Raw genomic sequence first — 23,342 nt, 5'->3', positions numbered from 1 at the left:
TCTCTCGTTCGGTGCGCGCCGGTGGTGGGGGCCCGCGGGCCCCGCGCCGGGCGCCCCCCCCCGGACCGGGGGTCAGGCGAGCCGACCGCCGCCGTCGACGTGCAGCACCGTGCCGGTGACGTACGGGTTGTCGATGGCGTAGAAGACGGCCTTGACCAGGTCCTCCGGGGTGCCGACGCGCCGGGCCGGGTTGCGCTCGGCGACCCCGCGCAGGAACGCCTCCTTGTCGGCGCCCAGGCCGTCCCAGGAGCCGGTGTCGACGATGCCGGGGGAGACGGCGTTGACCCGGACCGGCGCGATCTCCACCGCCAGCGCCTGCACCAGGAAGGCCAGCGCGCCGTTGGTGGTGGCCATGACGGTGCGCGCGGGCGCCGGGCGCCACGCGGCCACACCGGAGAAGAAGGTGAACGAACCGCGCTCGGAGACCTGCCCGGCCAGGTGCTTGGCCAGCAGCAGCGGGCCGATCACCTTCGCCGCGAACGCCCGCTGCACATCGGCCGCCTCGAGCTCCCGCAGCGGGCCGTTGGCCGGCATCGCGGCGGTGGAGACCAGGTGGTCGAAGCGGCCGACCCGGGCGGCGAATCCGGCGATCGACCGCTCGTCGGCGATGTCCAGGGCGATCACCTCGGAGGGCCCGGTCAGCTCGCCGGCCGTCCACTCCAGCTTGCGCGGATCGGGGCCGGCCAGCACCAGGGAGGCGCCGGCCGCCGAGGCGGCCTTGGCGAGGGCCTGCCCGGTGCGCGAACCCGCACCGACCACGACGAGCCGCTGCCCCTGGAGGGAGGTGGTGTCGGACATGGGGAACTCCTTCGGATCATGGGAACCGGCCGCCCGCTGCTTCCCGCGGCGGCCACACCAAGACCCTCTCCGACCAGCAATGATGAGTCCAAGGCTTGTTTTCTACCCCAGCGATAAACTCCGTTCATGGCAACACCGACGCTCAGGCAGCTCGAATACCTGGCCACCGTGGTCGACACCGGCTCGTTCACCCGCGCGGCGGAGCAGCTGCACGTCACCCAGCCCGCGCTCTCCCACCAGATCCGCGCCCTGGAGGGCGCCCTCGGCGGCCCGCTGCTGGAGCGCCTGCCGCGCTCCGTACGGCTCACCCCGATGGGCCGGGCGGTCCTGCCGCACGCCCGGGCCGCACTGGCCGAGGCCGAACGCCTGCACGCGGCGGCCCGCCGTACGGCCGGCCTGGAGGAGGGCGAACTGGAGGTCGCGGTCGTCTACTCGGTCAGCCTCGGCATCCTGCCGCCGGTGCTGCGGGACTGGCACCGCCGCCACCCCGGTGTGCGGATCCGGCTGCGCGAGTACGCCCACACCGACCGGCTCCAGGAGGCCATGGCCGCCGGCCGCGCCGACCTCGCCATCGGCCCGGTGCCCACCGGCTGGGAGGGGCCGATCCGGGAACTCGGCGTCGAGGAGTTCACCGTCGTCCTGGCCGCCGAGGACCCGCTGGCCGAGCGCCCCTCCGGCACGGTCGACCTCACCGAACTCGCGGACCGGGACTGGGTCCACTACGCGCCCGACAACGGCCTCGCCGACCTGCTCGACCAGGTCTGCGCCCGGGTGGGCTTCCATCCCCGGGCGGCGATCCGTGCCGAACAGACCTCGGCCGCGCCGCTGCTCGCGGCGGCCGGCCTGGGCCCGGCCCTGGTGCCCGCCAACATCGTCCCCGCCCACTTCGAGGGCGCCCTGCTGCGCCCGGACCCCCCGATCCTGCGCACCCTCACCGCCTACACCCGTACCCGCCCCGACCCGCTCACCGTGGCCTTCGCCGATCTGCTGTCCCGACAGGCCCGGGTGAACCCCGTCGTCTCCGGCCGCTCGACCGGCTCCGAGCCCGGCGGCGGGACGCGCGGCCGGGGTCCGGAAGGCCCGTGACGCCCGGCCCGTGCCGCTCGGCGCGCGGCACCGCCGACGTGCGCGACGCGGCGCGGATGCGGGAGCGCCCCCACCGGCCTAGCGTGGCGACCATGGAGCTGTTCCCCACGATCCCGCTGTCGCAGTGGCAGGACTCCAAGGAGACGGTCCACCGGTTCGCCCAGGTCGTCGGCAAGATCCGCCTGGCGAGCAGCGTGCGGCGCAACCACTGGTGGAACGTCCCGTACCACCTCACCGGGCGCGGCATCACCACCCGCCCGATGGCCCTGGCCGACGGCGGTGGGACCTTCTGCATCGACTTCGACTTCGTCGACCACCGGCTGGTGGTCTGCTCGTCGGACGGCCGCAGGGTCTCCTTCCCGCTCACCGGGCAGTCCGTGGCGTCGTTCTACCGCCGGACCCTCGACTCCCTCGCCGCGGTCGGCGTGCCGATGTCCCTCCCGCACCCGACCCCGTTCGACCTGCCCGACACCGGCCGGCCGTTCACCGAGGACACCGAGCACGCCGCCTACGACCCGTTCTGGGTCAACCGCTACTGGCAGGTGCTCAGCCAGGTCAACCTGGTCCTGGAGGAGTTCGCCGCCGGCTTCTGCGGGAAGGTCAGCCCGGTGCACCACTTCTGGCACACCTTCGACATCGCCGTCACCCGCTTCTCCGACCGTGAGATCGAACAGCCGCGGACCGTCGACCCGGTGACCCGCGAGGCCTACTCGCGCGAGGTCGTCAGCTCCGGTTTCTGGTTCGGTGACGACTCCTTCCCCCGGCCGGCCTTCTACTCCTACGCGGCGCCCGAGCCCGCCGGCCTGGCCGACTGCCCGCTGCGCCCCGACGCCGCCCGCTGGATCGAGCGGAACGGCAGCCACCTGGCCGTCCTGGACTACGAGGAGGTCCGCGGCGGCAAGGACCCGTGGGGCACCGTCCTCGACTTCTACGAGTCCGTCTACCAGCCTGCTGCCCGCCTGGCCGGCTGGAACATCGGCGGCGAGGCCTCCCCCGGCGGCATCACGGACCCGGTGGCGGCCCGGGGCGGAGGCTGACGCCCGTCCTCCGCGACACCCCGCGCACCGCCTCCCGGTCTCTGGAGGCGGTCCGTTCTTCGTCGCCGCGGCACGGTGGCCCCGGGCGCGCCGCCCGCTGCGGCGCGCCCGGCCTTCCCCCCGGGGTGCGCGGCCCGCCGGTTCCCGGCGGGCCGGTCGGCGGCCGATGCGACGGTGAGGAACGATCAGAAGGTGTCCCGGGGAGGCGTTCCCTCAGGCCGAGGTGGCCTCCGGGACCGAGGTGCCCACCCGGCTGTTTCATCGAGAAGGTCGAACAGCGCTACTTGCCGGCCGGCCGCCGGCTCAGGTGTCCATGCCCTCCCAGCCCCGGCGCGGCGCACGCTCGGCCCGCTGCCCGGCCGGGCGACTGCGGTAGACCAGGTACGGGCGGAAGAGGTAGAACCACGGCGCGCTGAACATGTGCACCAGCCGGGTGTAGGGCACCGCGGCGATCACCATCATGCCGAGCACGGCGTGGGCCCGGTAGGTGGTGGGGACGTCGGCCCACAGGCCCGTGTCGGGTCGCAGGGCGAACAGGCTGCGGGCCCAGGGGGCGATGGTGGAGCGGTAGTCGTAGCCCTGGCTCCAGCCGGAGTCGGTGAGCTTGCTGTACAGGCCGAGGCAGATCTCGCCGAAGAGCAGCAGGTACATCGCCTTGTCGTTGCGGGTGGTCCCGCGGAAGACCGGCGTGTTGGTGCGGCGGCGGTAGAGCAGGGTTGCGAGGCCGGCCACCGCCAGGGCGCCGGCGGTGGTCCCGCCGATCAGCGAGAGCAGGTGGTAGGCGTGCTCGTCGATGCCGAGGGCGTCCGTCCAGCCCGCCGGGACGAACAGGCCGAGCAGGTGTCCGGCGAGGACGAACAGGATGCCGTAGTGGAAGGCGGGCGAGGCCCAGTTGAGCAGCCTGGACTCGTACACCTCGCTGGAGCGGGTGGTCCAGCCGAACCGGTCGTAGCGGTGCCGCCAGAGCAGTCCGAGGACGAGGGAGGCGAAGGCGAGGTAGGGCAGCACGCCCCACAGGAACGTGTCCATCAGCGGTCTCCGGTGATCACGGGGAGCCGGTGCAGGTGTCCGTACGGAAGGCCCCCGTGGGGCGGGAGGCCGGCACCGGCGCCGACCTCCTCGCGGGGCTGGCCGGAGCGGGCGAGCGCGAGGGCCTGGGCGCGGTCGGCGGGGCTCGGGCCCGGCAGGGTGGCGCAGACGGCTTCGAGCGGGCCGGCGTAGGGGGTGCCGGCCTCCAGCAGGGCCAGGCGCAGCAGTTCCAGCCCGGGCCGGTGGTCGCGCAGCAGGTCGTCGGTGCGGGTGGCGGCGGCGAACTCCAGGACGACCGGGAGGAAGTCCGGCAGTTCGCCGTCGAGTTGGTCCAGGCCGTGGCGCCGGTAGGCGTCGCGGAACCGGAGCAGCGCGGTGCCGCGCCGCCGGGTGTCGCCGTCGGTCCACCAGGTGAGGTGGAGGCTGTGGCGGTCGGTGAAGTCGAAGACCTCGACGTAGTGCTCGGCCAGGGCGGCCCGGCCGACCCGCTCGGCGTGGTCGAGGAAGCGCAGCAGCCCGTCGGCCCCGGGGAGGGATCCGGCGAAGACCCCGGGGAGGGCGAGGGCCTCGCGCAGCAGCGGCAGGCGTTCGTACAGCTCGGCGTCCGGGTGGACCAGGCAGAGCGCGGCGGCCTGGCGGACCACGGCGCGACGGTGGGCGCCGCGGCCGGTCGAACGTCCCCGGCCGGTGATCCGGAGTCCTCGGCGGGTCATCGGGTGTCCTCCTCGCGGTCGGCGCGCTGGCGGCGGCGCAGCGCGTGGAAGGTTTCCAGGGAGACCATCGGCAGGGCCCGGCGCCCGGAGTTCTCCCCGAACGGGCCGCTGCCGCCGGGTGCGTCCTGGTGCTCGACGGCGCACTCGGCGGGGACGGCCGACTCCTCCAGCGCGCGGGCCTCGGCCAGGGCGGCGGTGGGGACGACGTACCGCTCCTCGTACTTGGCGACGGCCAGCAGCCGGTACAGCTCCTCGACGTCCGGTGCGGTGAGCCCGACGGCGGCGGGCACGGCCGGGTCGGGTTCCTCGCCGAGGTTGCGGGCGCGCAGGTGGGTGCGCATCGCGGCGAGCCGCCCGAGGGCCGTGCGCACGGGCCGGGGGTCGCCGGCGGTGAACAGCCCGGCCAGGTACTCGACGGGGATGCGCAGCGCGTCGATGGCGCCGAAGAGGTTGCCGGCGTCCTCGCCGTCGAAGCCCGTCCCGGTGAGCGCCTCGACGACGGGGGAGAGCGGCGGGACGTACCAGACCATCGGCAGGGTGCGGAACTCCGGGTGCAGCGGCAGCGCCACCCGGTGGCGGGCGATCAGGGCGTGCACCGGGGAGCGCCGGGCGGCCTCGATCCAGTCGTGGGCGATGCCGTCGCGTTCGGCGGCGGCTCGCACCGCAGGGTCGGCCGGGTCCAGGAAGACACCCAACTGGGCTTCGTAGAGGTCCTGTTCGTCCGGCACGGAGGCGGCCGCAGTGACCTTGTCGGCGTCGTACAGCAGTACCCCGAGGTGGCGCAGCCGGCCCACGCAGGTCTCGGAGCAGACGGTGGGCAGCCCGACCTCGATCCGCGGGTAGCAGAAGGTGCACTTCTCGGCCTTGCCGGTGCGGTGGTTGAAGTAGACCTTCTTGTACGGACAGGCGGTGACGCACTGCCGCCAGCCCCGGCACTGGTCCTGGTCGACCAGGACGATGCCGTCCTCGGCGCGCTTGTACATCGCCCCGGAGGGGCAGGAGGCGACGCAGGAGGGGTTGAGGCAGTGCTCGCAGATCCGGGGGAGGTAGAACATGAAGCTCTCCTCGAAGGCGAACCGGACCTTCTCCTCGGCCTGTCGGCGCACCTGGGCGACCATCGGGTCGGCGTCGGCGTGCTCGGGCAGGCCGCCGAGGTTGTCGTCCCAGTTGGAGCTCCACTCGATCTTCATCGGCTTGGCGGAGAGCATGGAGCGCGGGGTGGCCACCGGGTAGTCGTCGCCGAGCGGGGCGTCGGTGAGCCTGTTGTAGTCGTACGTCCAGGGCTCGTAGTAGTCCTTGATCGTGGGCAGCACCGGGTTGGCGAAGATCCTGGCCAGCCGTTCGACCCGGCCGCCGGAGGTGAGGGTGAGCCGGCCCCGGCGGTTGAGCCGCCAACCGCCCCGCCACCGCTCCTGGTCCTGCCAGCGGCGCGGGTAGCCCTGGCCGGGCCTGGTCTCGACGTTGTTGAACCAGACGTACTCGACACCGGCCCGGGTGGTCCAGGTCTGCTTGCAGGTGACCGAACAGGTGTGGCAGCCGATGCACTTGTCGAGGTTCATCACCATCGCGACCTGTGCCATCACGCGCATCAGTACTGCACCTCCTGGGAGCGGCGACGGATCACGGTGACCTCGTCGCGCTGGTTACCGGTCGGCCCGAGGTAGTTGAAGCCCCAGGACAGCTGGGCGTAGCCGCCGATCAGGTGGCTGGGCTTGAGGAGGATCCGGGTGAGCGAGTTGTGGATGCCGCCGCGCCGGCCCTCCCGCTCCGTCCGGGGCACGTTGATGGTGCGGTCCTGGGCGTGGTGCAGGTAGACGGTGCCGGGCGGCATCCGGTGCGAGACCACGGCGCGGGCGACGACGACGCCGTTGCGGTTGACCGCCTCCACCCAGTCGTTGTCGGCGACGCCGATGGCGGCCGCATCGCGGTCGCTCATCCAGATCAGCTGGCCGCCGCGGGAGAGCGCGAGCATGAACCAGTTGTCCTGGTACTCGGAGTGGATGGACCACTTGTTGTGCGGGGTCAGGTAGCGGACCGTCACCTCGCGCTGCCCGTCCGGGCCGAGCCGGGGTTCGCCGAACAGCCGGTGCATGTCCAGCGGCGGACGGTAGACCGGCAGGGCCTCGCCCAGTTCGTGGATCCAGTCGTGGTCGAGGAAGAAGTGCTGGCGTCCGGTCAGGGTGTGCCAGGGCTTGAGGTGCTCGGTGTTGAGCGTGAACGCGGTGTAGCGCCGCCCGCCCGCCTCGCTGCCCGACCACTCCGGCGAGGTGATCACCGGGACGGGGGCGGCCCGGGTGTCCGCGTAGGTGACCCGCCTGCCCTCGTGCCCGGCCGCGAGCCGCGCCATCGGTTGCCCGGTGCGCCGCTCCAGGGTGTGGAAGCCCTGGACGGCGAGGCGGCCGTTGGTGGTGCCGGACAGCGCGAGGATCGCGTCGGCGGCCTTCACGGCGGTGTCCAGCAGCGGGCGGCCGTCCGCCGCGCCGCCGCGGGCGGTGCCGTTGGCCGCGGCCAGCGCCGCGATCTCGGTGTCCGGGTGCAGCGCGATGCCCTTGGCGGGCAGGCCGAGCCGTTCGGCGAGCGGGCCGAGCGCGGCCATCTTCGCGGCGACCGCGGTGTAGTCGCGCTCGACGACGGAGAGTTGGGGCAGGGTCCGCCCGGGGACGGGCTCGCAGTCGCCGGCGCGCCAGTCCGGGGCGGTGCCGCCGGGCTGGGCGGTCTCGCCGGGGGTGTCGTGCTGGAGCGCGGTGGCGACCAGGTCGCGGCGGGTGCCCAGGTGGGTGACGGCGAGTTCGCTGAACCGCTGCGCGATGGCGTGGAAGGCGTCGAAGTCGGTCCGGGCCTGCCAGGGCGGGTCGATCGCGGGGGCGAAGGCGTGGACGAACGGGTGCATGTCCGTGCTGGACAGGTCGTGCTTCTCGTACCAGGTGGCGGCGGGGAGGGTGACGTCCGACAGCAGGGTGGAGGAGGTCATCCGGAAGTCCAGCGACAGCAGCAGGTCGAGCTTGCCCTCCGGGGCCCGCTCGTGCCAGCGCACGTCGCGCGGCCGCACCGACGCGGGGGCCTCGGCGGCGCGCAGGCCGGAGTGGGTGCCGAGCAGGTGCCGGGAGAAGTACTCGGCGCCCTTGGCGGAGGAGCCGAACAGGTTGGAGCGCCACAGGGTCAGCACCCGCGGCCAGTTCGCGGGGGCGTCCGGGTCCTCGCCGGCGAAGCTCAGCGTTCCGGCGCGGAGTTCCGCCACGGCGGAGGCCACCGGGTCCTCTGCGTCGCCGAGGTCCAGCGGGTTACGGTCGAAGGTCGGGTAGGAGGGCATCCAGCCGGTGCGGGTGGCCTGGGCCAGGCAGTCGGCGGCGGTCATCCCCCGGAACGCCCCGGAGCCCAGCGGTGAGGCGAGCACCTCGGCTCGGAAGTGGTCGTAGCGCCACTGGTCGGTGTGGAGGAAGAACCACCCGGTGCCGATGGCCTGCCGGGCGGGGCGGGCCCAGTCGGCGGCTCCGGCCAGCGTCGCCCAGCCGGTGGACGGGCGGCACTTCTCCTGCCCGACGTAGTGCGCCCAGCCGCCGCCGTTGCGGCCCTGGCAGCCGGTCAGCTGGAGCAGCGCCAGGAAGGAACGGTAGATCGTCTCGGAATGGAACCAGTGGTTGGTGCCCGCGCCCATCAGGATCACGCACCGGCCCCGCGACTTCTCCGCGGTGGTGGCGAACTCGCGGGCGATCCGGGCGCAGGCCGAGGCCGGCACCGAGGTGTGCCGCTGCTGCCAGGCGGGGGTGCCGGGCGCCTCGGCGTCCTCGTAACCGGTCGGCCAGTCGCCGGGCAGGCCCGGGCGGGCCACCCCGTACTGGGCGAGCAGCAGGTCGAGGACCGTGGTCACCAGCGGCCCGTCCGCGCCGCCCAGCCGGCGGGCCGGCACGCCCCGGCGGAGCACCTCGCCGCGCCCCTGGCCGTGCTCGCCGCCCTCGGTGTCGAAGCGCGGCAGCAGCACCGGGACCGGCTCGCCCCCGCGCCCGTGCAGCGACAGGGCGGGCCGCAGCCCGTCCAGGTCGAGGTTCCAGCGGCCCTCGCCGGACTCCGTCCAGCGGAAACCGAGCGATCCGCCCGGGACGGCGGGCTCGCCGGTGGCCTCGTCCAGCAGCACGGTCTTCCAGGCCGCGCCCTCGCCGTCGTCGCCGAGGTCGGCCGCCCGGAGGAACTTGTGGGGCACGTACCCGCCGTCCCGTTCGGCCAGTGTGACCAGGAACGGAAGGTCGGTGAACCGCCGGACGTAGTCGGCGAAGAAGGGCACCTCGCGGTCGACGAAGAACTCCTTGAGCACCACGTGCCCCATGCCGATGGCCAGCGCGGCGTCGGTGCCCGGGTGGGGGTGCAGCCACTCGTCGGCGAACTTGGCGTTGTCGGCGTAGTCGGGCGCCACCACCACGACCTTCTGGCCGCGGTAGCGGGCCTCGGTCATCCAGTGCGCGTCCGGGGTGCGGGTGACCGGCACGTTCGAGCCCCACATCACCAGGTACGCCGCGTCCCACCAGTCGCCGGACTCGGGCACGTCGGTCTGGTCGCCGAACACCTGCGGGGAGGCCACCGGAAGGTCCGCGTACCAGTCGTAGAAGGACAGCATCGGCGCACCGATCAGCGCGTGGTAGCGGGCCCCCGCCGCGTGGGAGACCATCGACATCGCCGGGATCGGGGAGAACCCGGCGATCCGGTCCGGCCCGTACGCCTTGATGGTGTGCACCTGGGCGGCGGCGACGATCTCCACCGCCTCGTCCCAGCCGGCCCGCACCAGGCCGCCCTTGCCGCGCGCCCGCTGGTAGCGGCGGCGGCGCTCGGGATCGGCCTGGAGGTCCGCCCAGGCCAGCACCGGGTCCCCGAGCCGGGCCTTCGCCTCGCGGTACAGCTCCAGCAGCACCCCGCGGACGTAGGGGTGGCGCACCCGGGACGGCGAGTAGGTGTACCAGGAGAACGCCGCCCCGCGCGGGCAGCCGCGCGGCTCGTACTCCGGGCGGTCCGGGCCCACCGACGGGTAGTCCGTCGCCTGGGTCTCCCAGGTGATGATGCCGTCCTTGACGTACACCTTCCAGCGGCACGACCCGGTGCAGTTCACCCCGTGGGTGGAGTGCACGACCTTGTCGTGGCTCCACCGGTCGCGGTAGAAGGCGTCGCCCTCCCGGCCGCCCTCGACCTCCACCCGGTGCAGGTCGGCGGCGGCCGTCCCCGGGCGGAAGTACCGCCCGGCCCGCAGCAGGAGCTCTCCCGGTTCCGACGTCGACTCAGCCATGACGGACTCCTGACCACTTCTGACCACTGCTGCCCACGGATCGATCGGTGACCAAGCTATGCGGACGAGGCGGACAAAAGCGTGCAGAAGGTTCTGGCGTGGCGGCCCCGGTCCCCCTCCCGGCGTTCCGCTCGAATGAGCACCATGAACTCTGAGACCAGCCCCCGGATCGCGCGGCCGGAGGCTGCGAACCGGTGGTGGAGCGCCGTGCCGCCCGCGGCCGGCTCGGCGGTGATGGCCACCGGCATCGTCTCCGTCGGCCTCCACCTGATCGGGCAGGAGGTGCTCTCGTACGTCCTGCTCGCCCTCGCCGTCGGCCTCTGGGCGCTGCTCGCGGCGGCCTTCGCCCTGACCCTCCTGAACGCCCGCGGCGACTGGACCCTCAAGGCCGCGACCCCGCCCGCCCTCACCGCCGTCGCCGCCACCGACGTCCTCGGTACCCGGATCTCCCTGCTGGGCCACCAGGGCCTCGCCCTCGCGCTGCTCGCCCTCGCCGCCCTGGCCTGGCCGTTCCTGCTGGCCTCCGTCGTGCGCCACTGGCGGCGCGGCATGCCCGGGGCCGTCTTCCTGGTCTGCGTCTCCACCCAGTCGCTCGCCGTCCTCGCCGCCACCGTCGCGCCGGCCGGCGGCCCCGACTGGCTGGCGCCCGCCGCGCTCGCCGCCTTCTGCGCCGGCCTCCTGCTCTACCTCGGGGCCCTGGTCCGCTTCGACCTCCGCCAGATCCTCACCGGGGCCGGCGACCAGTGGGTGATCGCCGGGGCGCTGTCCATCTCGGCCCTCGCCGCGGGCAAGCTCACCGCCCTGCCCGACTGGACGCCCGGCCTCCACGACGCCCTGCGCGTCGCCACCTGGGTGCTGCTCGGCCTGGCGCTCGCCGGCTACGCCGTCCTCCTGGCGGCGGAGCTGCGCAACCCGCGGCCGGACTACGACCTGCGCCGCTGGGCCACCGTGTTCCCGCTCGGCATGACCGCCGTCGCCGCCCTGGTCGCCGTGGCCGTGACGGGGGTGGACTGGCTGCGGCCGCTCGGCCGGGTGCTGCTGTGGATCGCGGCGGGCGCCTGGCTGCTGACGGCGGCCGGCTTCCTCGCCGCCGCGTCGCGGTGGCCCCGGGTGCGCCGCGTCCTGCGCCGGCGGCCGTTGCGACGGTGACGAACGATCAGAAGTCCCCCCGGGGGAGCGCATTCCCGCAGGTTGGACGCGTTCATGACGTCTTTGTCAGCGGAGTGGACGACCCTTGACGACGCTGGGCTTCTCTGCCAACCTCTCGGCAGGTCTGGACCAAGATCGGTCGTTCATCGGGGGAGGGGACCGGTTCCGACCCGGTGGTGCGCAGGGGGGATCTGCGGGCCGGGAGGATCGAGGCCGGAGCGGCCCGCAGGCCGGCGGGGGCCGGTCGGACGCCACCCGGCGACCGGGTCGCCAGAGAAGTCCGCGGTGTCGGCCACGTCGGCGCCCGGCCACGGGGAACGCGCCATTCACCGACTGCCGAATCGAGCCGCACATGCCACACTCGCTCCCCCCGCACGCGTCGCCCTTCCAGCGGGGCATCTGGATCACCGAGCGCCTCGGCCACACGCACGGGGTGTTCCACATGCCCGTCCTGATCTCCTTCGACCGGGTCGATGCCGACGCTCTCGCGCGGGCCGTCTCGACGGTGACGTCCCGTCATCCCGCGCTGTCCCGGGTGTTCGTGGAACGCGAGGGGAACGTCCTGCTGGAGACCGGTGCCGCTCCGGTCCTCGAACTGGTCGACGTCTCCGGGGACTGCGCGGAGAGCCGGGAGAAGCGGCTGGCCGAGGACGCGGTACGGCCGTTCGACCTGGAGGCGGGCCCTCCGGCGCGGTTCACCCTCCACCGCGGCCCCGGTGACGCGGCGGTCCTGCTGGCCGTCGTCCACCATGCCGTCTTCGACGGGGAGTCCAAGGACGTCCTGGTGGCGGAGCTCGCCGCGGCCTACGCGCAGGCCGCCGGCGAGGCCGCCCCGGCCGCCGACCGGTCCGCGACCGTGCCCCTCCCCGCGCTCGAGTCGGACGCCGAGCCCGACCCCGAGCCCGACCCCGACCTGGTGCGGCGCGCGGCGGACCGGTACGGCCCGCGCTGGGCCGCGGCGACGGAGCCCGTCCTGCCCGGACTGCCGCAGGCCGTCACCGCCCCGGCGGCCGGAGCGTCCGTCGGGTGGCGGATGGACGCCCAAGGCCGGGCGGCACTGGCCGAGGCCGCGCAGAGCTGCGGCGTCACCGTCTTCGAGTTCCTCCTCGCCGCACTGCACGGACTGCTGCTGCGCTACGGCGGCGAGGCCGTCCCGGTATCCGTGCCGCTCTCCGTCCGGACGGCCGAACAGGCCGGGCAGATCGGTCTGTTCGTCAACGAGCTGCCGGTGCACGCGCCGGCCGGGGCGAACGCCGGGATGCCCTTCGCCGCATACGCCCGGGCCGTCCGGGCCGAGGCCCGTGGGGGATACCCGTTCCGCCCGGTGCCCTTCGGCACGGCGGTCGGCGGTCTGACGCCGCGCGCCGGGCTGGCCCCCGTCTCGTTCGGCTACCGGCGGGGCCGCGCCGTGGACCCGGTGTTCCCGGGAAGCGCCGTCCGGGTGGACCGTACGGTGTTCAGCGGCGCCGCCCGCAACACGCTCCACCTCCAGGCGGTGGACACCGCCGACGGGCTCGCGTTCTCGCTCCAGTACGCTCCGGCGGTCCTGTCACCGGATGCCGCGGCCCGGATCGCCGGGCACTACACGGCCCTGCTGGAAGCCGCGACGGCCACGCCCGAGGCTGCGCTGAACGCCCTGCCGCTGCTGGGCGAGGCCGAGCGGCACCTCGTGGTCGAGGAGTGGAACGACACCGCCCGCGCCTACCCGCGCGAGCGCACGGCCCTGGACCTGGTCCGCGAGCGGGCCGCCGAGACGCCGGACGCCCTCGCCGTCAGCGCGGGCGCCGAGCGGCTGACCTACCGGGCACTCGTGGAGCGGATCGACGAACTCGCCGCCGTCCTGGGCGGGGCCGGGGTCCGCCAGGGCGACGTCGTCGCCCTGCACCTGGAACGCTCCGCCGACCTGCCCGCCGTCCTGCTCGCGGTGCACGCAGCCGGGGCCGCCTACCTGCCGCTCGACCCCGGCCACCCCACCGAGCGGCTCGCGTTCCTGCTCGCCGACTCGGGCGCGGCCCTGCTGGTCGCCGACCGGGAGCCCGCGCCCGAACTGGCGGCGGCGGCACCGGCCGTCCTGCGCCTCGGCGGCGGCCGCACCCAGCCGGGGCCCGCCGGGGTGGTGCCGGCCCGGGCCGGCGACCTCGCCTACGTGCTGTACACCTCCGGCTCGACCGGACGGCCCAAGGGCGTGGAGATCGGGCACCGGGCCCTGGTGAACCTGCTCACCTCGTTCGCGGACCGGCTGGGCTCGGGGCGGCAGCACGTCTGGCTCGGCCTGACCTCGCTCTCCTTCGACATATCCGGGCTGGAGATCCTGCTCCCGCTGATCTCCGGCGGCCGACTGGTCCTCGCGCCGGACGGCGCCGCCCTGGACGCGCCGGGCACGGTCGGGCTGATCCGGCGGGAAGGCGTGACCCATCTGCAGGCGACCCCGTCGGGCTGGCGCGTCCTGCTCAGCGCCGGGCCGCTGCCGGCGGGGCTGACCGGGATCGTGGGCGGGGAGGCACTGCCGCTCCCGCTCGCCCGCGAGCTCCGGGGTTCCCTCGGCCGGCTGGTCAACGGGTACGGCCCGACCGAGGCGACGATCTACGCCACCTGCGCCGAGGTCCCCGCGGAGCCGGACACCGTGGTGATCGGCAGACCGATCGCCAACACCAGGGCGTACGTCCTGGACGCGCACGGCCGGCCCCTGCCGGTCGGCATCCCCGGAGAGCTCCACCTGGGCGGCGACGGTGTCGCGAACGGCTACCGGGGCCGACCCGAGTTGACGGCGGAACGTTTCGTCAAGGACCCGTTCGCCGGCGGCCGGATGTACCGCACCGGTGACCTCGCGGCGTGGACGCCGGAGGGCGAACTGGAGTTCCACGGCCGGATCGACGACCAGGTGAAGATCCGCGGCCACCGCGTCGAGCTCGGGGAGATCGAGGCCGCGCTGCTCGACCACCCGGCCGTCGCCGCGGCGGCCGTCGCCGTGTGCGAACAGGCCGAGGGGGAACCCGCGCTCGTCGGCTACCGGGTGCCCGCACCCGGCGGCGCACCGCTGTCCGACGCGGACCTGCGGGACCACCTGCTGCGCACCCTCCCCGCCGTCATGGTGCCCCGGCAGTTCGTGACCCTCGACCAGCTGCCGCTCACCCCGAGCGGCAAGCTCGACCGGCGCGCGCTGCCCGCCCCGCCGCGCGTGGCCGTCACGGGCCCGGCGGAGACGGACGACGTCACCGCCGGCATCCTGGCGATCTGGGAGGAGGTCCTGGGCGCCACCGGCATCGGCCCCGAGGACGACCTCTTCGACCTCGGCGGACACTCGCTGACGATCATCCAGATCACTGCCCGGATCCGCGCCTCCTTCGGGGTCGAGCTCGACTTCGACCTGTTCTTCGACGCCTCCACTCCGGTCGCCCTGGCCGCCGTCGTGCGAGAGCGGCGTTGACCGCCGCCGACCGCTCCTGCGCCTCCTCCCCGCTCCACGCCCGAACGGACTGCCGATGACCGACACCCAGGACCTGACCGCGGACTGGTCCGCCACCAAACGATCCCTCCTCGCCCAGCGCCTGCGCGGTGCCACGGCTCCGGTGCGGGTGGTCGAGCCCCGTCCGGCGGGCAGCGTGCCGCCCCTGTCCAGCGGACAGGAACGGCTCTGGTTCATGGACCAGTTCTCGCCCGGCGGGACGGCGTACACGCTCGCCCCGGCCCGGCGGCTGCGCGGGCCGCTGGACCGCTCGGCGCTGGACGCCGCCCTGGCCGCCCTGGTCGCACGGCACGAGGGGCTGCGGATGACCTTCCCGGTCACCGAGGACGGCAGGGCCGAGGTCCTGGTCGCCGAACCGGGCCCCTTCGCCGCCGGCTTCGTGGACGCCTCGGACGATCCCGACCCCGACCGAAGAGCGGCGGACGAGATCGCACAGCTGGTCGCGAGACCCTTCGACCTCGCGGCCGGCCCGCTGCTGCGGGCCCTGCTGGTCCGGCTCGCCGAGGAGGACCACGTCCTCGCCCTGGTCATGCACCACATCGTCGGCGACGGATGGTCGATCGACATCCTCAACCGGGAACTGGACGTCCTCTACGCCCGGTACACCGACTGCGCGGACCGCGAACTCCCGCCTCTGCCCGTGCAGTTCGGTGACTACGCGCGCTGGCAGCGGGACCGGCTGGACAGCGGCGCCCTGGCCGCCTCCCGCGACTACTGGCGCACCGAACTCGCCGACGTCCCCGCCCTGGAACTACCGGCCGACCGCCCCCGGCCGCCGCTGCTCACCTTCGACGGCGCGGCCGTGGAACTGCACTGGAGCCCGGAACTCGCCCGCGCCGTCGCCGAGTGCGCCCGCGCCCACGGGGCCTCGACGTACATGGTGCTGATGGCCGGGCTCCAGGTGCTGCTCGGCCGGCACACCGGCCAGCGGGACTTCGCGATCGGTTCGGCCGTGGCCGGCCGTCTCCACCGGGAACTGGAGGCGGTCGTCGGGGCCTTCGTCAACATGCTGCCGATCCGCGCCCGGCTGGAGGAGGGTCTCACCTTCGGCGAACTGGTCGCCAGGGTGCGGGAGACGACGCTGAACGCCTACACCCACCAGGAGGTGCCCTTCGAGCAGATGGTCGCCGACCTGGACGTCGAGCGGGACGTCAGCCGCTCGGCGGTGTTCCAGGTGACCTTCGCCTTCCAGAACTACGGAGAGCGCGCGGCCCCCACCGCGCCCGCCGCCACGGCGGAGGGATACGGGCACGCGGCCACCACCAGCCACTCCGACCTCGCGTTCTACCTGCGGGAGAAGAAGGACGGCGGGCTCTTCGGACTGATCACCTACCGCACCGACCTCTTCGACGCCGACACCGTGCGACGGCTCGTCGAGCGCTTCGAGGTCCTGATGACGGCGGCGACGGCCGATCCGGACCGAGCCGTCGAGGAACTGCCGGTGACGACCGCCGCCGAGCGCCGTGACGTGCTCGAACGCTGGGCGGCCGGCCCGGACCTCCCCGAGGGCGGACCCGGGACGCTGACCGCGCTGCTCGCGGCGGCGGCCCGGCAGGCCGGCGACCGCCCCGCGCTGGTCTTCGAGGACGCCACCGTCACCCACCGCGAACTCGACGCCCGGGCGACGGCCCTGGCCCGGCGGCTACGGGCCCTCGGCGTCGGCCGGGACGACCGGGTGGCGGTGTGCCTGGAACAGTCCCCGGACCTGGCGGTCGCCCTGGTCGGCGTGCTGAAGGCCGGCGGCTGCTACCTGCCGCTGGACCCGGAGCAGCCGCCCGCGCGGCTCTCCCACCTGGTGGCCGACGCGGACGTGCGGGTGCTGGTGACGGACTCGGTGCTGCGGGAGCGGTTCCCCGGGTACGGCGGCGCCGAGCTGCTCGTGGACCGCGCCGACCCGACGCCGGACCCCGCACCGGACGACACGCCGCTCGTGGAGGCCTCCGGCCCGGACGACCTCGCGTACGTCATCTACACCTCCGGCTCCACCGGGCAGCCCAAGGGCGTCGCCGTACAGCACCGGGAGATCCTCAACTACCTGGCCGGCGTGCGGGAGCGGCTGCGGATCGAGCCCGGCGCCCGCTACGGGCTGCTGCAGTCCCTGTCGTTCGACTTCAGCATCACCATGCTGTACCTGGCGCTCACCACCGGCGGCCGGGTGCACCTGCTGCCGCGTCGCATCGCCGGCGCCGAACTCGCCGAGCACATCGAGGAGTCGGCCCTCGACTACCTCAAGATGACGCCTTCCCACCTGGCCGCGCTGTCCGCCGACGCCCCGCTCGAACGCCTACTGCCGCGCCGGGCCCTGGTGCTCGGTGGGGAGGCCTCATCCTGGGCCTGGGCCGCCGACCTGGCCGACCGGGGCGGCTGCGCGGTGTTCAACCACTACGGCCCGACCGAGGCGACGGTCGGCGTCACCGTCCACGAGGTCCTCCCGGGGGAGCACGGCCCGGGGAACACGCCGATCGGCACCCCGCTCGCGGGCGCGCGCTGCTACGTCCTGGACGGGGCCCGGCGGCCGGTGCCGCCCGGGGTGACCGGTGAGCTGTACCTCGGCGGGAACCGGCTGGCCCGCGGCTACCTGGGCCGCCCCGAGCTGACGGCGGAACGTTTCGTCGAGGACCCGTTCGCCGGCGGCCGGATGTACCGCACCGGCGACCTGGCCCGCTGGCGGCCGGACGGGGTGCTGGAGTACCTGGGACGCGCCGACGACCAGATCAAGGTCCGCGGCTTCCGGGTCGAGCCCGGCGAGATCGAGGCCGCGCTCACCGCGCTGACCGGCGTCACCCAGGCCTTCGTGACCGTCCGGGGCGAGGGGATCAGACAGAACCTCGTCGCCTATCTCGAACGCGCGAGCGGCGGGACCGTCCCCGCCGCCGCCGAGCTGCGGGCGGCGCTCGGCGAGGTCCTGCCCGACTACATGGTCCCCGCCCGGTTCGTCGTCCTGGACCGCCTGCCGCTGCTGGCCCACGGCAAGGTCGACCGCAAGGCGCTGCCCGAACCCGAGGACGCCGCCCCGGCCGCGGGCCGTGTCGAACCCGAGGGCGAGACCGAGACACTGATCGCCGCGATCTGGGCCGAGGTGCTCGACGTCGCCGAGGTCGGCGCACTGGACGACTTCTTCGAGATCGGCGGGCACTCGCTGCTCGCCACCCAGGTCGTCGCCCGGCTGCGCCGCGCCTTCCCCGAGCTGCCGACCCCGGTCGGCGTGATGGACCTCTTCCGCTTCCCGACCGTCCGGCAGCTCGCCGGGCTCGTCGCCGACCCGGGCGCCGACCGGGGACCGCGGGGGCTGCTGCACCGGCTCACCCCCGAACGCCGCCGCACCACCGCCAGCGTGGTCTGCGCGCCCTACGGCGGCGGCAGCGCACTGATCTACAAGCCGCTCGCCGACGCCCTGCCCGAGGACTGGGCGCTGCACTCCATCGCCGTCCCCGGACACGAGCTCGGCGAGGAACCGATGGACGTCGACGAGGTCGCCGACCGGTGCGCCCGCGAGATCGTCGAGGGCGTCGAGGGCCGGATCGTGCTGTACGGGCACTGCGGCGTCGGCGTACGCCTCGCCATCGAGATCGCCCGCCGGGTCGAGGCCGCCGGCCGGGAGATCGACGCCGTCCACCTCGGCGGCATCTTCCCCTTCGCCCGCCCCAAGGGGCGCGGCGCGGCGGTCGGGGAACGGTGGGCCGAACTCCTCGACCGGATGCGCAGCGACCAGGACATGATCAACGGCCTGGCCGCCGCCGGGATGGACACCGACGACCTGGACCCGGAGCAACTGCGGCTGATCGTCCGCAACCGCCGCACCGGCACCAAGGACGTCGAACGGTACTTCACCCGGATGTTCGGCACCGAGGGCGGACGGATCAAGGCCCCCGTGATCGCGGTCTGCGGCGACCGCGACCCGGCCACCGAGTTCTACCAGGAGCGCTACCGCGAGTGGCACCGGATCGCCGACACCACCGCCGTCGTGGTCCTCGACGAGGCCGGCCACTTCTACCTCAAGTACCGGGCCGCCGAGCTCGCGGCCGTCGTCACCGGCGTCCACCGCTCGATCGCCGCGGGGAAGGGGGACCGCCACCGCCGCACGGACGGCGCCACCTGGTGGTTGGCCGGGCTCTCCCGGGACGCCGAACGACCGGACACGCAGGGCGCGCAGCCGCCCGTCCGCCCGACCATGCGCCGCTTCCTCACCGTGGCCTCCGGGCAGCAGGTCTCGATGATCGGATCGGCGCTCACCGAGTTCGCCCTCCCGGTCTGGATCTACCTGCGCACCGGCTCCCTCGCCCAGTTCGGGCTGCTGGCCGCCTGCGGCCTGGTGCCCGGCATCCTCGCCGCCCCGATCGCCGGAGCGATCGTCGACCGGGGCGACCGGCGCCGCACCATGCTCATCGGGGACCTCGCCGCCGGCCTCACCCAGGCCGTCCTGCTCCTGCTGTACGCCACCGGCGGCCTCGAGGTCTGGCACGCCTACGCGCTCGTCGCCGTGCTGTCCGCCGCCCTCTCCTTCCAACGGCTCGCCTGGAACGCGGCCGTGCCCCAGCTCGTCCCCAAGCGCTACCTCGGCCGCGCCAACGGCGTCGTCCAGATGGCCTTCGGCCTCGCCCAGTTCCTCGTCCCGCTGTTCGCCGTGGGCCTGCTGGCCGCGATCGGGCTCGGCGGCATCCTCGCCCTCGACGTGGCGGGCTACGCCGTGGCCGTCGCCGTCACCCTGGCCGTGCGCTTCCCGGACGTGATGGGATCCACCCGGCGCGAGAGCATCCCCGCCGAGATCCGCGAAGGCTTCAGGCGGGCCCTCGGCAGCCGTCACTTCCGCGCGATGCTGCTGTACTTCGCCGTCCTGAACGTCTTCCTCTCTCCGCTGTTCCTGCTCACCACCCCCCTCGTGCTCTCCTTCGCCCCGCTCTCTGCGGCCGGCTGGGTGTCCACGGCGGCGGGCCTCGGCGCCGTGCTCGGCGGGATCACCCTGGTGGTCTGGGGCGGACCGCGCCGGCGGAAGCTGCGCGGGGTGCTGCTCGCCACCCTGGCGGTCGCCGGCGCCTGCCTGCTCACCGGGCTGCGCCCGTCGATCTGGACGGTCGCCCTCGGCGCGTTCGGCATGACCTTCGCCCTCGCCCTGCTCAACGGCTCCTACGCGACCATCGTGCAGACCAAGGTGCCGCTGCGCTTCCACGGCCGGGTGATCGCGGTCAACACGATGGTCGCCTGGTCCACCCTGCCGGTCGGTTTCGCCGTGGTCGCCCCCTTCGGCCCCGGGCTCCTCCAACCCCTGATGGACCGCGACGGCGCCCTCGCCGCCACCGTCGGCCGGCTCATCGGCACCGGCGACGGCCGCAGCATCGGACTGCTCTACCTGCTGTTCGGCCTCGCCATGGCCGCCCTCGCACTGGTCTGCCTGGCCGTCCCGGTGCTGCGCCACTTCGACCGGGACGTCCCCGACGCCGAGCCCGACGACCTGGTCGGTCTGAAGACCCTCCAGGACCGGACCGCCGGCACCGCCGCTCCCGTCGGCACCGCAAGTACCGCCGCACCCGGTGGCACAGCCGCCCCCGCCCTCCCGCACCCCTCCGAGACCGCCGAGGTGACCGTCCGGTGACCACCGCCACCCACCCGCTGACCGCCGAACAGCGCCGGCTCTGGTTCCTCCAGCAACTCCACCCGGAGGACGCCGGCTTCAACATGTACCTCAACCGGCGCTGGACCGGGCCGATCGATCCGCGGGCCCTGCGCACCGCCCTCGGCCGGCTGACCGAACGGCACGAGATCCTCCGCACCCGCTTCGGGTACGACGGCCCCGAGGCGGCGGAGCCCGTCCAACTCGTCCAGCCGCCCGCCGAGATCGACCTGGTCACCCTCCGACTGCCCGAGGGCGCCACCGAGGCGGACTTCACGGACGCCTGCCGACCCCACGTCAACGCGCCGTTCGACCTCGCCGCCGCGCCGCCCCTGCGCGCGACCCTGATCAGCGCGGGGGAGCGGGAACACGCGGTCAGCGTCGTCGTCCACCACATCGTCGCCGACGGCTGGTCCTTCCGCACGATGTGGCGCGAACTGCTGGCCCTCTACCGCGAGGAGATCGGCGAAGCACCCGCCGAACTGCCGCAACTCCAGCTGCAGTACGGCGACTTCGCCCGGGCCGAACAGGCCGGGACCGGCGGGCAGGCGGGCGAGGAGGCGTTCCGGTTCTGGGCGGACCGGCTCGCCGGCACCGGAGCGCTGCGCCTCCCGTTCGACCGGCCGAGGCCGTCGGACCCCACCAGACCCGCCGGCTTCGTCACCGTCGACCTCGGCCCCGAGCTGACCGCCGCCCTCGACCGGCTGGCCCGGCAGGAGCGGTGCACCCCGTTCATGGTGCTGCTCACCGGCTACCAGTGCGTGCTCGCGCGCTGGACCGGCTCCCGGGACTTCGTGGTCGGCACCCCGCTGGCGGGCCGCACCGAGGCGGCGCACGAGGCGCTGCTCGGCTACTTCAACCGCACCGCGGTGATCAGGGCGGACCTGACCGGCGACCCGGGCTTCCGCGAGGTGCTGAAGCGGACCAGGTCCGCCGCGCTCGCCGCCCTGAGCCGCCCCGACGCCCCGGCCGAGCGGCTCGCCGCCCACCTCGGACTGCCCGCGGACACCGGAGCCGGCCCTCTCTACCAGGCCGTCTTCGTCCACCAGAGCCAGAACGAACTCGCGGACGGCTCCGGCGAGCCCGCGCTGCCCGCGGGCGTCCGCACGGCGAGCATGGACTCCGGCTTCGAGCAGGCCAAGACCGACCTGCTGCTCGACAGCTGGCGCACCGCCGACGGCGGCCTCACGCTCTCCTTCTGCTACGACCGCGAGCTCTTCGACCGGGAGACCGTCGAGGCGCTCGGCGGCCGGTGCCGCGAGCTGTACGCGCGGATCGTCCAGGACCCGGAACTCCCGCTGCACGGCGACTGGTTCGTCGGGGCGCAGGAGCGGGCGGAGCTGCTCGCCCTGGGGGCGGGGCCGGCGGCTCCCGCCACGGTGCGAACGGTGCTGGAGCGGTTCGCGGACCAGGTGGCCGCGCGACCGGACGCGCCGGCGCTGGACTGCGACGGCCGGACGCTGTCCTACGCCGAACTCGACCGGCGGTCCACCGAACTGGCGCACCGGCTCGGCCCGGTGGCAGGCCGGGTGGTCGCGGTGTCGATGGCGCCCTCCGTCGACCTGGTCGTCGCCCTGACGGCGATCTGGAAGGCGGGCGCCGCCTACCTCCCGCTCGATCCGGCTCACCCCGAGGACCGCCGCGCCCTGATGGTCCGTGAGGCCGACGCCGTCCTCACCCTCTCCGGCGCGGACCTGCCCCTCGCCGGCGCGGACCTGCGCCTCGCCGACGCGGACCTGCCCCTCGCTGGCGCGGACCTGCGCCTCGCCGACGCGGGCCTGCCTCTCGCCGGGACGGACCTGCCCGGGCCCGGGGAGGGACTGGCCTACGTCCTCTACACCTCCGGCTCCACCGGTACGCCGAAGGCCGTCGCGGTCGACCACGCGGCGGTGTCCGCCCGGGTCGACTGGATGGCAGGCCCGGAGGGCTACGCGCTGGGCTCCGCCGACCGGATCGTCCAGTTCGCCTCCCTCGGCTTCGACACCCACGTGGAGGAGCTCTGGCCGGCGCTCGCCTCCGGCGCGTGCGTCGTGCTGTTGCCCGGTGGCGGCCGGACCCTGCCCGACCTGCTGGACGGCCCGTCCGGCCGGTCCGTCACCGTGCTCGACCTGCCGACGGCCTACTGGGAGGAACTCGTCGGCCTCGGCGAGCAGACCCGCTGGCCGCAGGCACTGCGCCTGGTGGTCATCGGCGGTTCCGAGGCCCGTGCCGACACCGTCGCCCGGTGGAGACGACGGCACGGGGACGCGGTCCGGCTGGTCAACACCTACGGCCCGACCGAGGCCACGGTGATCGTCACCGCGGCCGAACTGACCGCCGCGGACACCGACCGCCGGCCCTCGCTGGGCCGCCCGCTGCCCGGGGTCAGGCTCCATGTGCTGGACGAGCGCGGTGGGCTGCTGCCGCGGGGCTCCGAGGGCGAGCTGTACATCGGCGGCAGCGGCCTGGCACGGGGCTACCTGGGCCGGCCCGACCTGACCGCAGCCGCCTTCGTGCCCGATCCGTTCGCCGGCGGCGTGATGTACCGCACCGGGGACCGCGCACGGTGGCGGGCGGACGGCCGGCTGGACTTCCTGGGGCGCGGCGACGCGCAGCTGAAGCTGCGCGGCTACCGGATCGAGCCCGCGGAGATCGAGTCCGCGCTGACCGCGCACCCGGCCGTCGCGCAGGCCGCCGTGCTGGTCCGCGACGGCCGCAGGCTGCTGGCGTACGCCGTCCCCTGCCCTGGGGCCGAGCCCGACCCGGCCGAGCTGCGCGAGCACCTCGCGCTGCGGCTGCCCTCCTACATGGTCCCGGACACCGTGCTCACCCTGGCCAGGCTGCCGCTGACCCCGAACGGCAAACCCGACCTCGCGGCGCTGCCCGACCCCGGGCCGGGCGCCGGGCCGGGCTACGTCGCGCCGCGCAGCGATGCCGAGCACCTGGTCACCGAGCTGTGGCAGGAGGTCCTCGGAGTGCCCCGGGTCGGGGTGTTCGACGACTTCCTCGCGCTGGGCGGGGACTCCCTCCTGGTCACCCGGGTCGCCGCGCGGATCCGGGCCGGCCTCGGTCTCGACATCCCCATCCGCGACGTGTTCGAGAGCAGTACACCGGCCGCCCTCGCGGCCCGGATCGAGGCGCTGCTGATCGCCGAGATCGACGCGCTCACCGAGGAGGAGGCGGCTGGTCGGCTCTCCGGCTGAGCGGT

Annotated in this window: 11 protein-coding genes; 6 read left to right on the top strand and 5 right to left on the bottom strand. The window is 74.4% G+C overall.

Annotation, left to right across the window (positions count from 1 at the left end):
- Positions 1 to 72 precede the first annotated feature (72 nt).
- Complete coding sequence (locus ABZ449_RS32540) at positions 73 to 798, bottom strand: SDR family oxidoreductase (protein WP_360353344.1); 726 nt, start codon at positions 796 to 798, stop codon at positions 73 to 75.
- A gap of 126 nt (positions 799 to 924) precedes the next feature.
- Between ABZ449_RS32540 and ABZ449_RS32535 the strand changes: the two genes are divergently transcribed.
- Together ABZ449_RS32535 and ABZ449_RS32530 are read left to right on the top strand one after the other, a co-directional pair.
- Entirely contained in the window at positions 925 to 1,884 is a 960-nt protein-coding gene (locus ABZ449_RS32535; protein WP_360353342.1) for a LysR family transcriptional regulator, read from the top strand.
- Between the two features lie 92 nt (positions 1,885 to 1,976).
- On the top strand, positions 1,977 to 2,921 hold the full coding sequence (locus tag ABZ449_RS32530; protein ID WP_360353340.1) for a DUF5996 family protein: 945 nt from the start codon (positions 1,977 to 1,979) through the stop codon (positions 2,919 to 2,921).
- A 303-nt stretch (positions 2,922 to 3,224) separates the two neighbouring features.
- Here ABZ449_RS32530 and narI read toward each other — a convergent pair whose 3' ends face one another.
- From narI to ABZ449_RS32510, 4 genes are read right to left on the bottom strand one after another with little or no spacing between them, the layout of a single operon-like run.
- Positions 3,225 to 3,950 (bottom strand): respiratory nitrate reductase subunit gamma, encoded by a 726-nt coding sequence (gene narI, locus ABZ449_RS32525; RefSeq protein WP_360353338.1) that lies wholly within the window; start codon positions 3,948 to 3,950, stop codon positions 3,225 to 3,227.
- Positions 3,950 to 4,663, bottom strand: a complete 714-nt coding sequence (narJ, locus tag ABZ449_RS32520; protein WP_360353337.1) for a nitrate reductase molybdenum cofactor assembly chaperone — start codon at positions 4,661 to 4,663, stop codon at positions 3,950 to 3,952. Before narJ ends, narI begins: the two co-directional genes overlap by 1 nt.
- Positions 4,660 to 6,252 (bottom strand): nitrate reductase subunit beta, encoded by a 1,593-nt coding sequence (gene narH, locus ABZ449_RS32515; protein ID WP_360353335.1) that lies wholly within the window; start codon positions 6,250 to 6,252, stop codon positions 4,660 to 4,662. The genes narJ and narH overlap by 4 nt, the downstream gene beginning before the upstream one ends.
- On the bottom strand, positions 6,252 to 9,932 hold the full coding sequence (locus ABZ449_RS32510; protein WP_360353333.1) for a nitrate reductase subunit alpha: 3,681 nt from the start codon (positions 9,930 to 9,932) through the stop codon (positions 6,252 to 6,254). Before ABZ449_RS32510 ends, narH begins: the two co-directional genes overlap by 1 nt.
- 144 nt (positions 9,933 to 10,076) lie before the next feature.
- Between ABZ449_RS32510 and ABZ449_RS32505 the strand changes: the two genes are divergently transcribed.
- From ABZ449_RS32505 to ABZ449_RS32490, 4 genes are all read left to right on the top strand, one after another.
- On the top strand, positions 10,077 to 11,081 hold the full coding sequence (locus ABZ449_RS32505; RefSeq protein ID WP_360353331.1) for a tellurite resistance/C4-dicarboxylate transporter family protein: 1,005 nt from the start codon (positions 10,077 to 10,079) through the stop codon (positions 11,079 to 11,081).
- 352 nt (positions 11,082 to 11,433) lie between these two features.
- Complete coding sequence (locus ABZ449_RS32500) at positions 11,434 to 14,508, top strand: amino acid adenylation domain-containing protein (protein ID WP_360353329.1); 3,075 nt, start codon at positions 11,434 to 11,436, stop codon at positions 14,506 to 14,508.
- 55 nt (positions 14,509 to 14,563) lie between these two features.
- On the top strand, positions 14,564 to 20,137 hold the full coding sequence (locus ABZ449_RS32495) for an amino acid adenylation domain-containing protein (protein ID WP_360353327.1): 5,574 nt from the start codon (positions 14,564 to 14,566) through the stop codon (positions 20,135 to 20,137).
- Positions 20,134 to 23,337, top strand: coding sequence for an amino acid adenylation domain-containing protein (locus ABZ449_RS32490; RefSeq protein WP_360353325.1), 3,204 nt, complete (start codon positions 20,134 to 20,136; stop codon positions 23,335 to 23,337). Before ABZ449_RS32495 ends, ABZ449_RS32490 begins: the two co-directional genes overlap by 4 nt.
- Positions 23,338 to 23,342 lie beyond the last annotated feature (5 nt).

This window comes from Kitasatospora sp. NPDC005856 (assembly GCF_040629945.1).
Lineage (GTDB): Bacteria > Actinomycetota > Actinomycetes > Streptomycetales > Streptomycetaceae > Kitasatospora.
This window is presented reverse-complemented; position numbering and strand designations above follow the sequence as displayed.

Coding starts and splice junctions, on each gene's coding strand:
- ABZ449_RS32510 (WP_360353333.1), bottom strand. CDS start 9,932: ATGGCTGAGTCGACGTCGGAACCGGGAGAGCTCCTGCTGCGGGCCGGG.
- ABZ449_RS32540 (WP_360353344.1), bottom strand. CDS start 798: ATGTCCGACACCACCTCCCTCCAGGGGCAGCGGCTCGTCGTGGTCGGT.
- ABZ449_RS32500 (WP_360353329.1), top strand. CDS start 11,434: ATGCCACACTCGCTCCCCCCGCACGCGTCGCCCTTCCAGCGGGGCATC.
- ABZ449_RS32495 (WP_360353327.1), top strand. CDS start 14,564: ATGACCGACACCCAGGACCTGACCGCGGACTGGTCCGCCACCAAACGA.
- ABZ449_RS32530 (WP_360353340.1), top strand. CDS start 1,977: ATGGAGCTGTTCCCCACGATCCCGCTGTCGCAGTGGCAGGACTCCAAG.
- narH (WP_360353335.1), bottom strand. CDS start 6,252: ATGCGCGTGATGGCACAGGTCGCGATGGTGATGAACCTCGACAAGTGC.
- narI (WP_360353338.1), bottom strand. CDS start 3,950: ATGGACACGTTCCTGTGGGGCGTGCTGCCCTACCTCGCCTTCGCCTCC.
- narJ (WP_360353337.1), bottom strand. CDS start 4,663: ATGACCCGCCGAGGACTCCGGATCACCGGCCGGGGACGTTCGACCGGC.
- ABZ449_RS32535 (WP_360353342.1), top strand. CDS start 925: ATGGCAACACCGACGCTCAGGCAGCTCGAATACCTGGCCACCGTGGTC.
- ABZ449_RS32505 (WP_360353331.1), top strand. CDS start 10,077: ATGAACTCTGAGACCAGCCCCCGGATCGCGCGGCCGGAGGCTGCGAAC.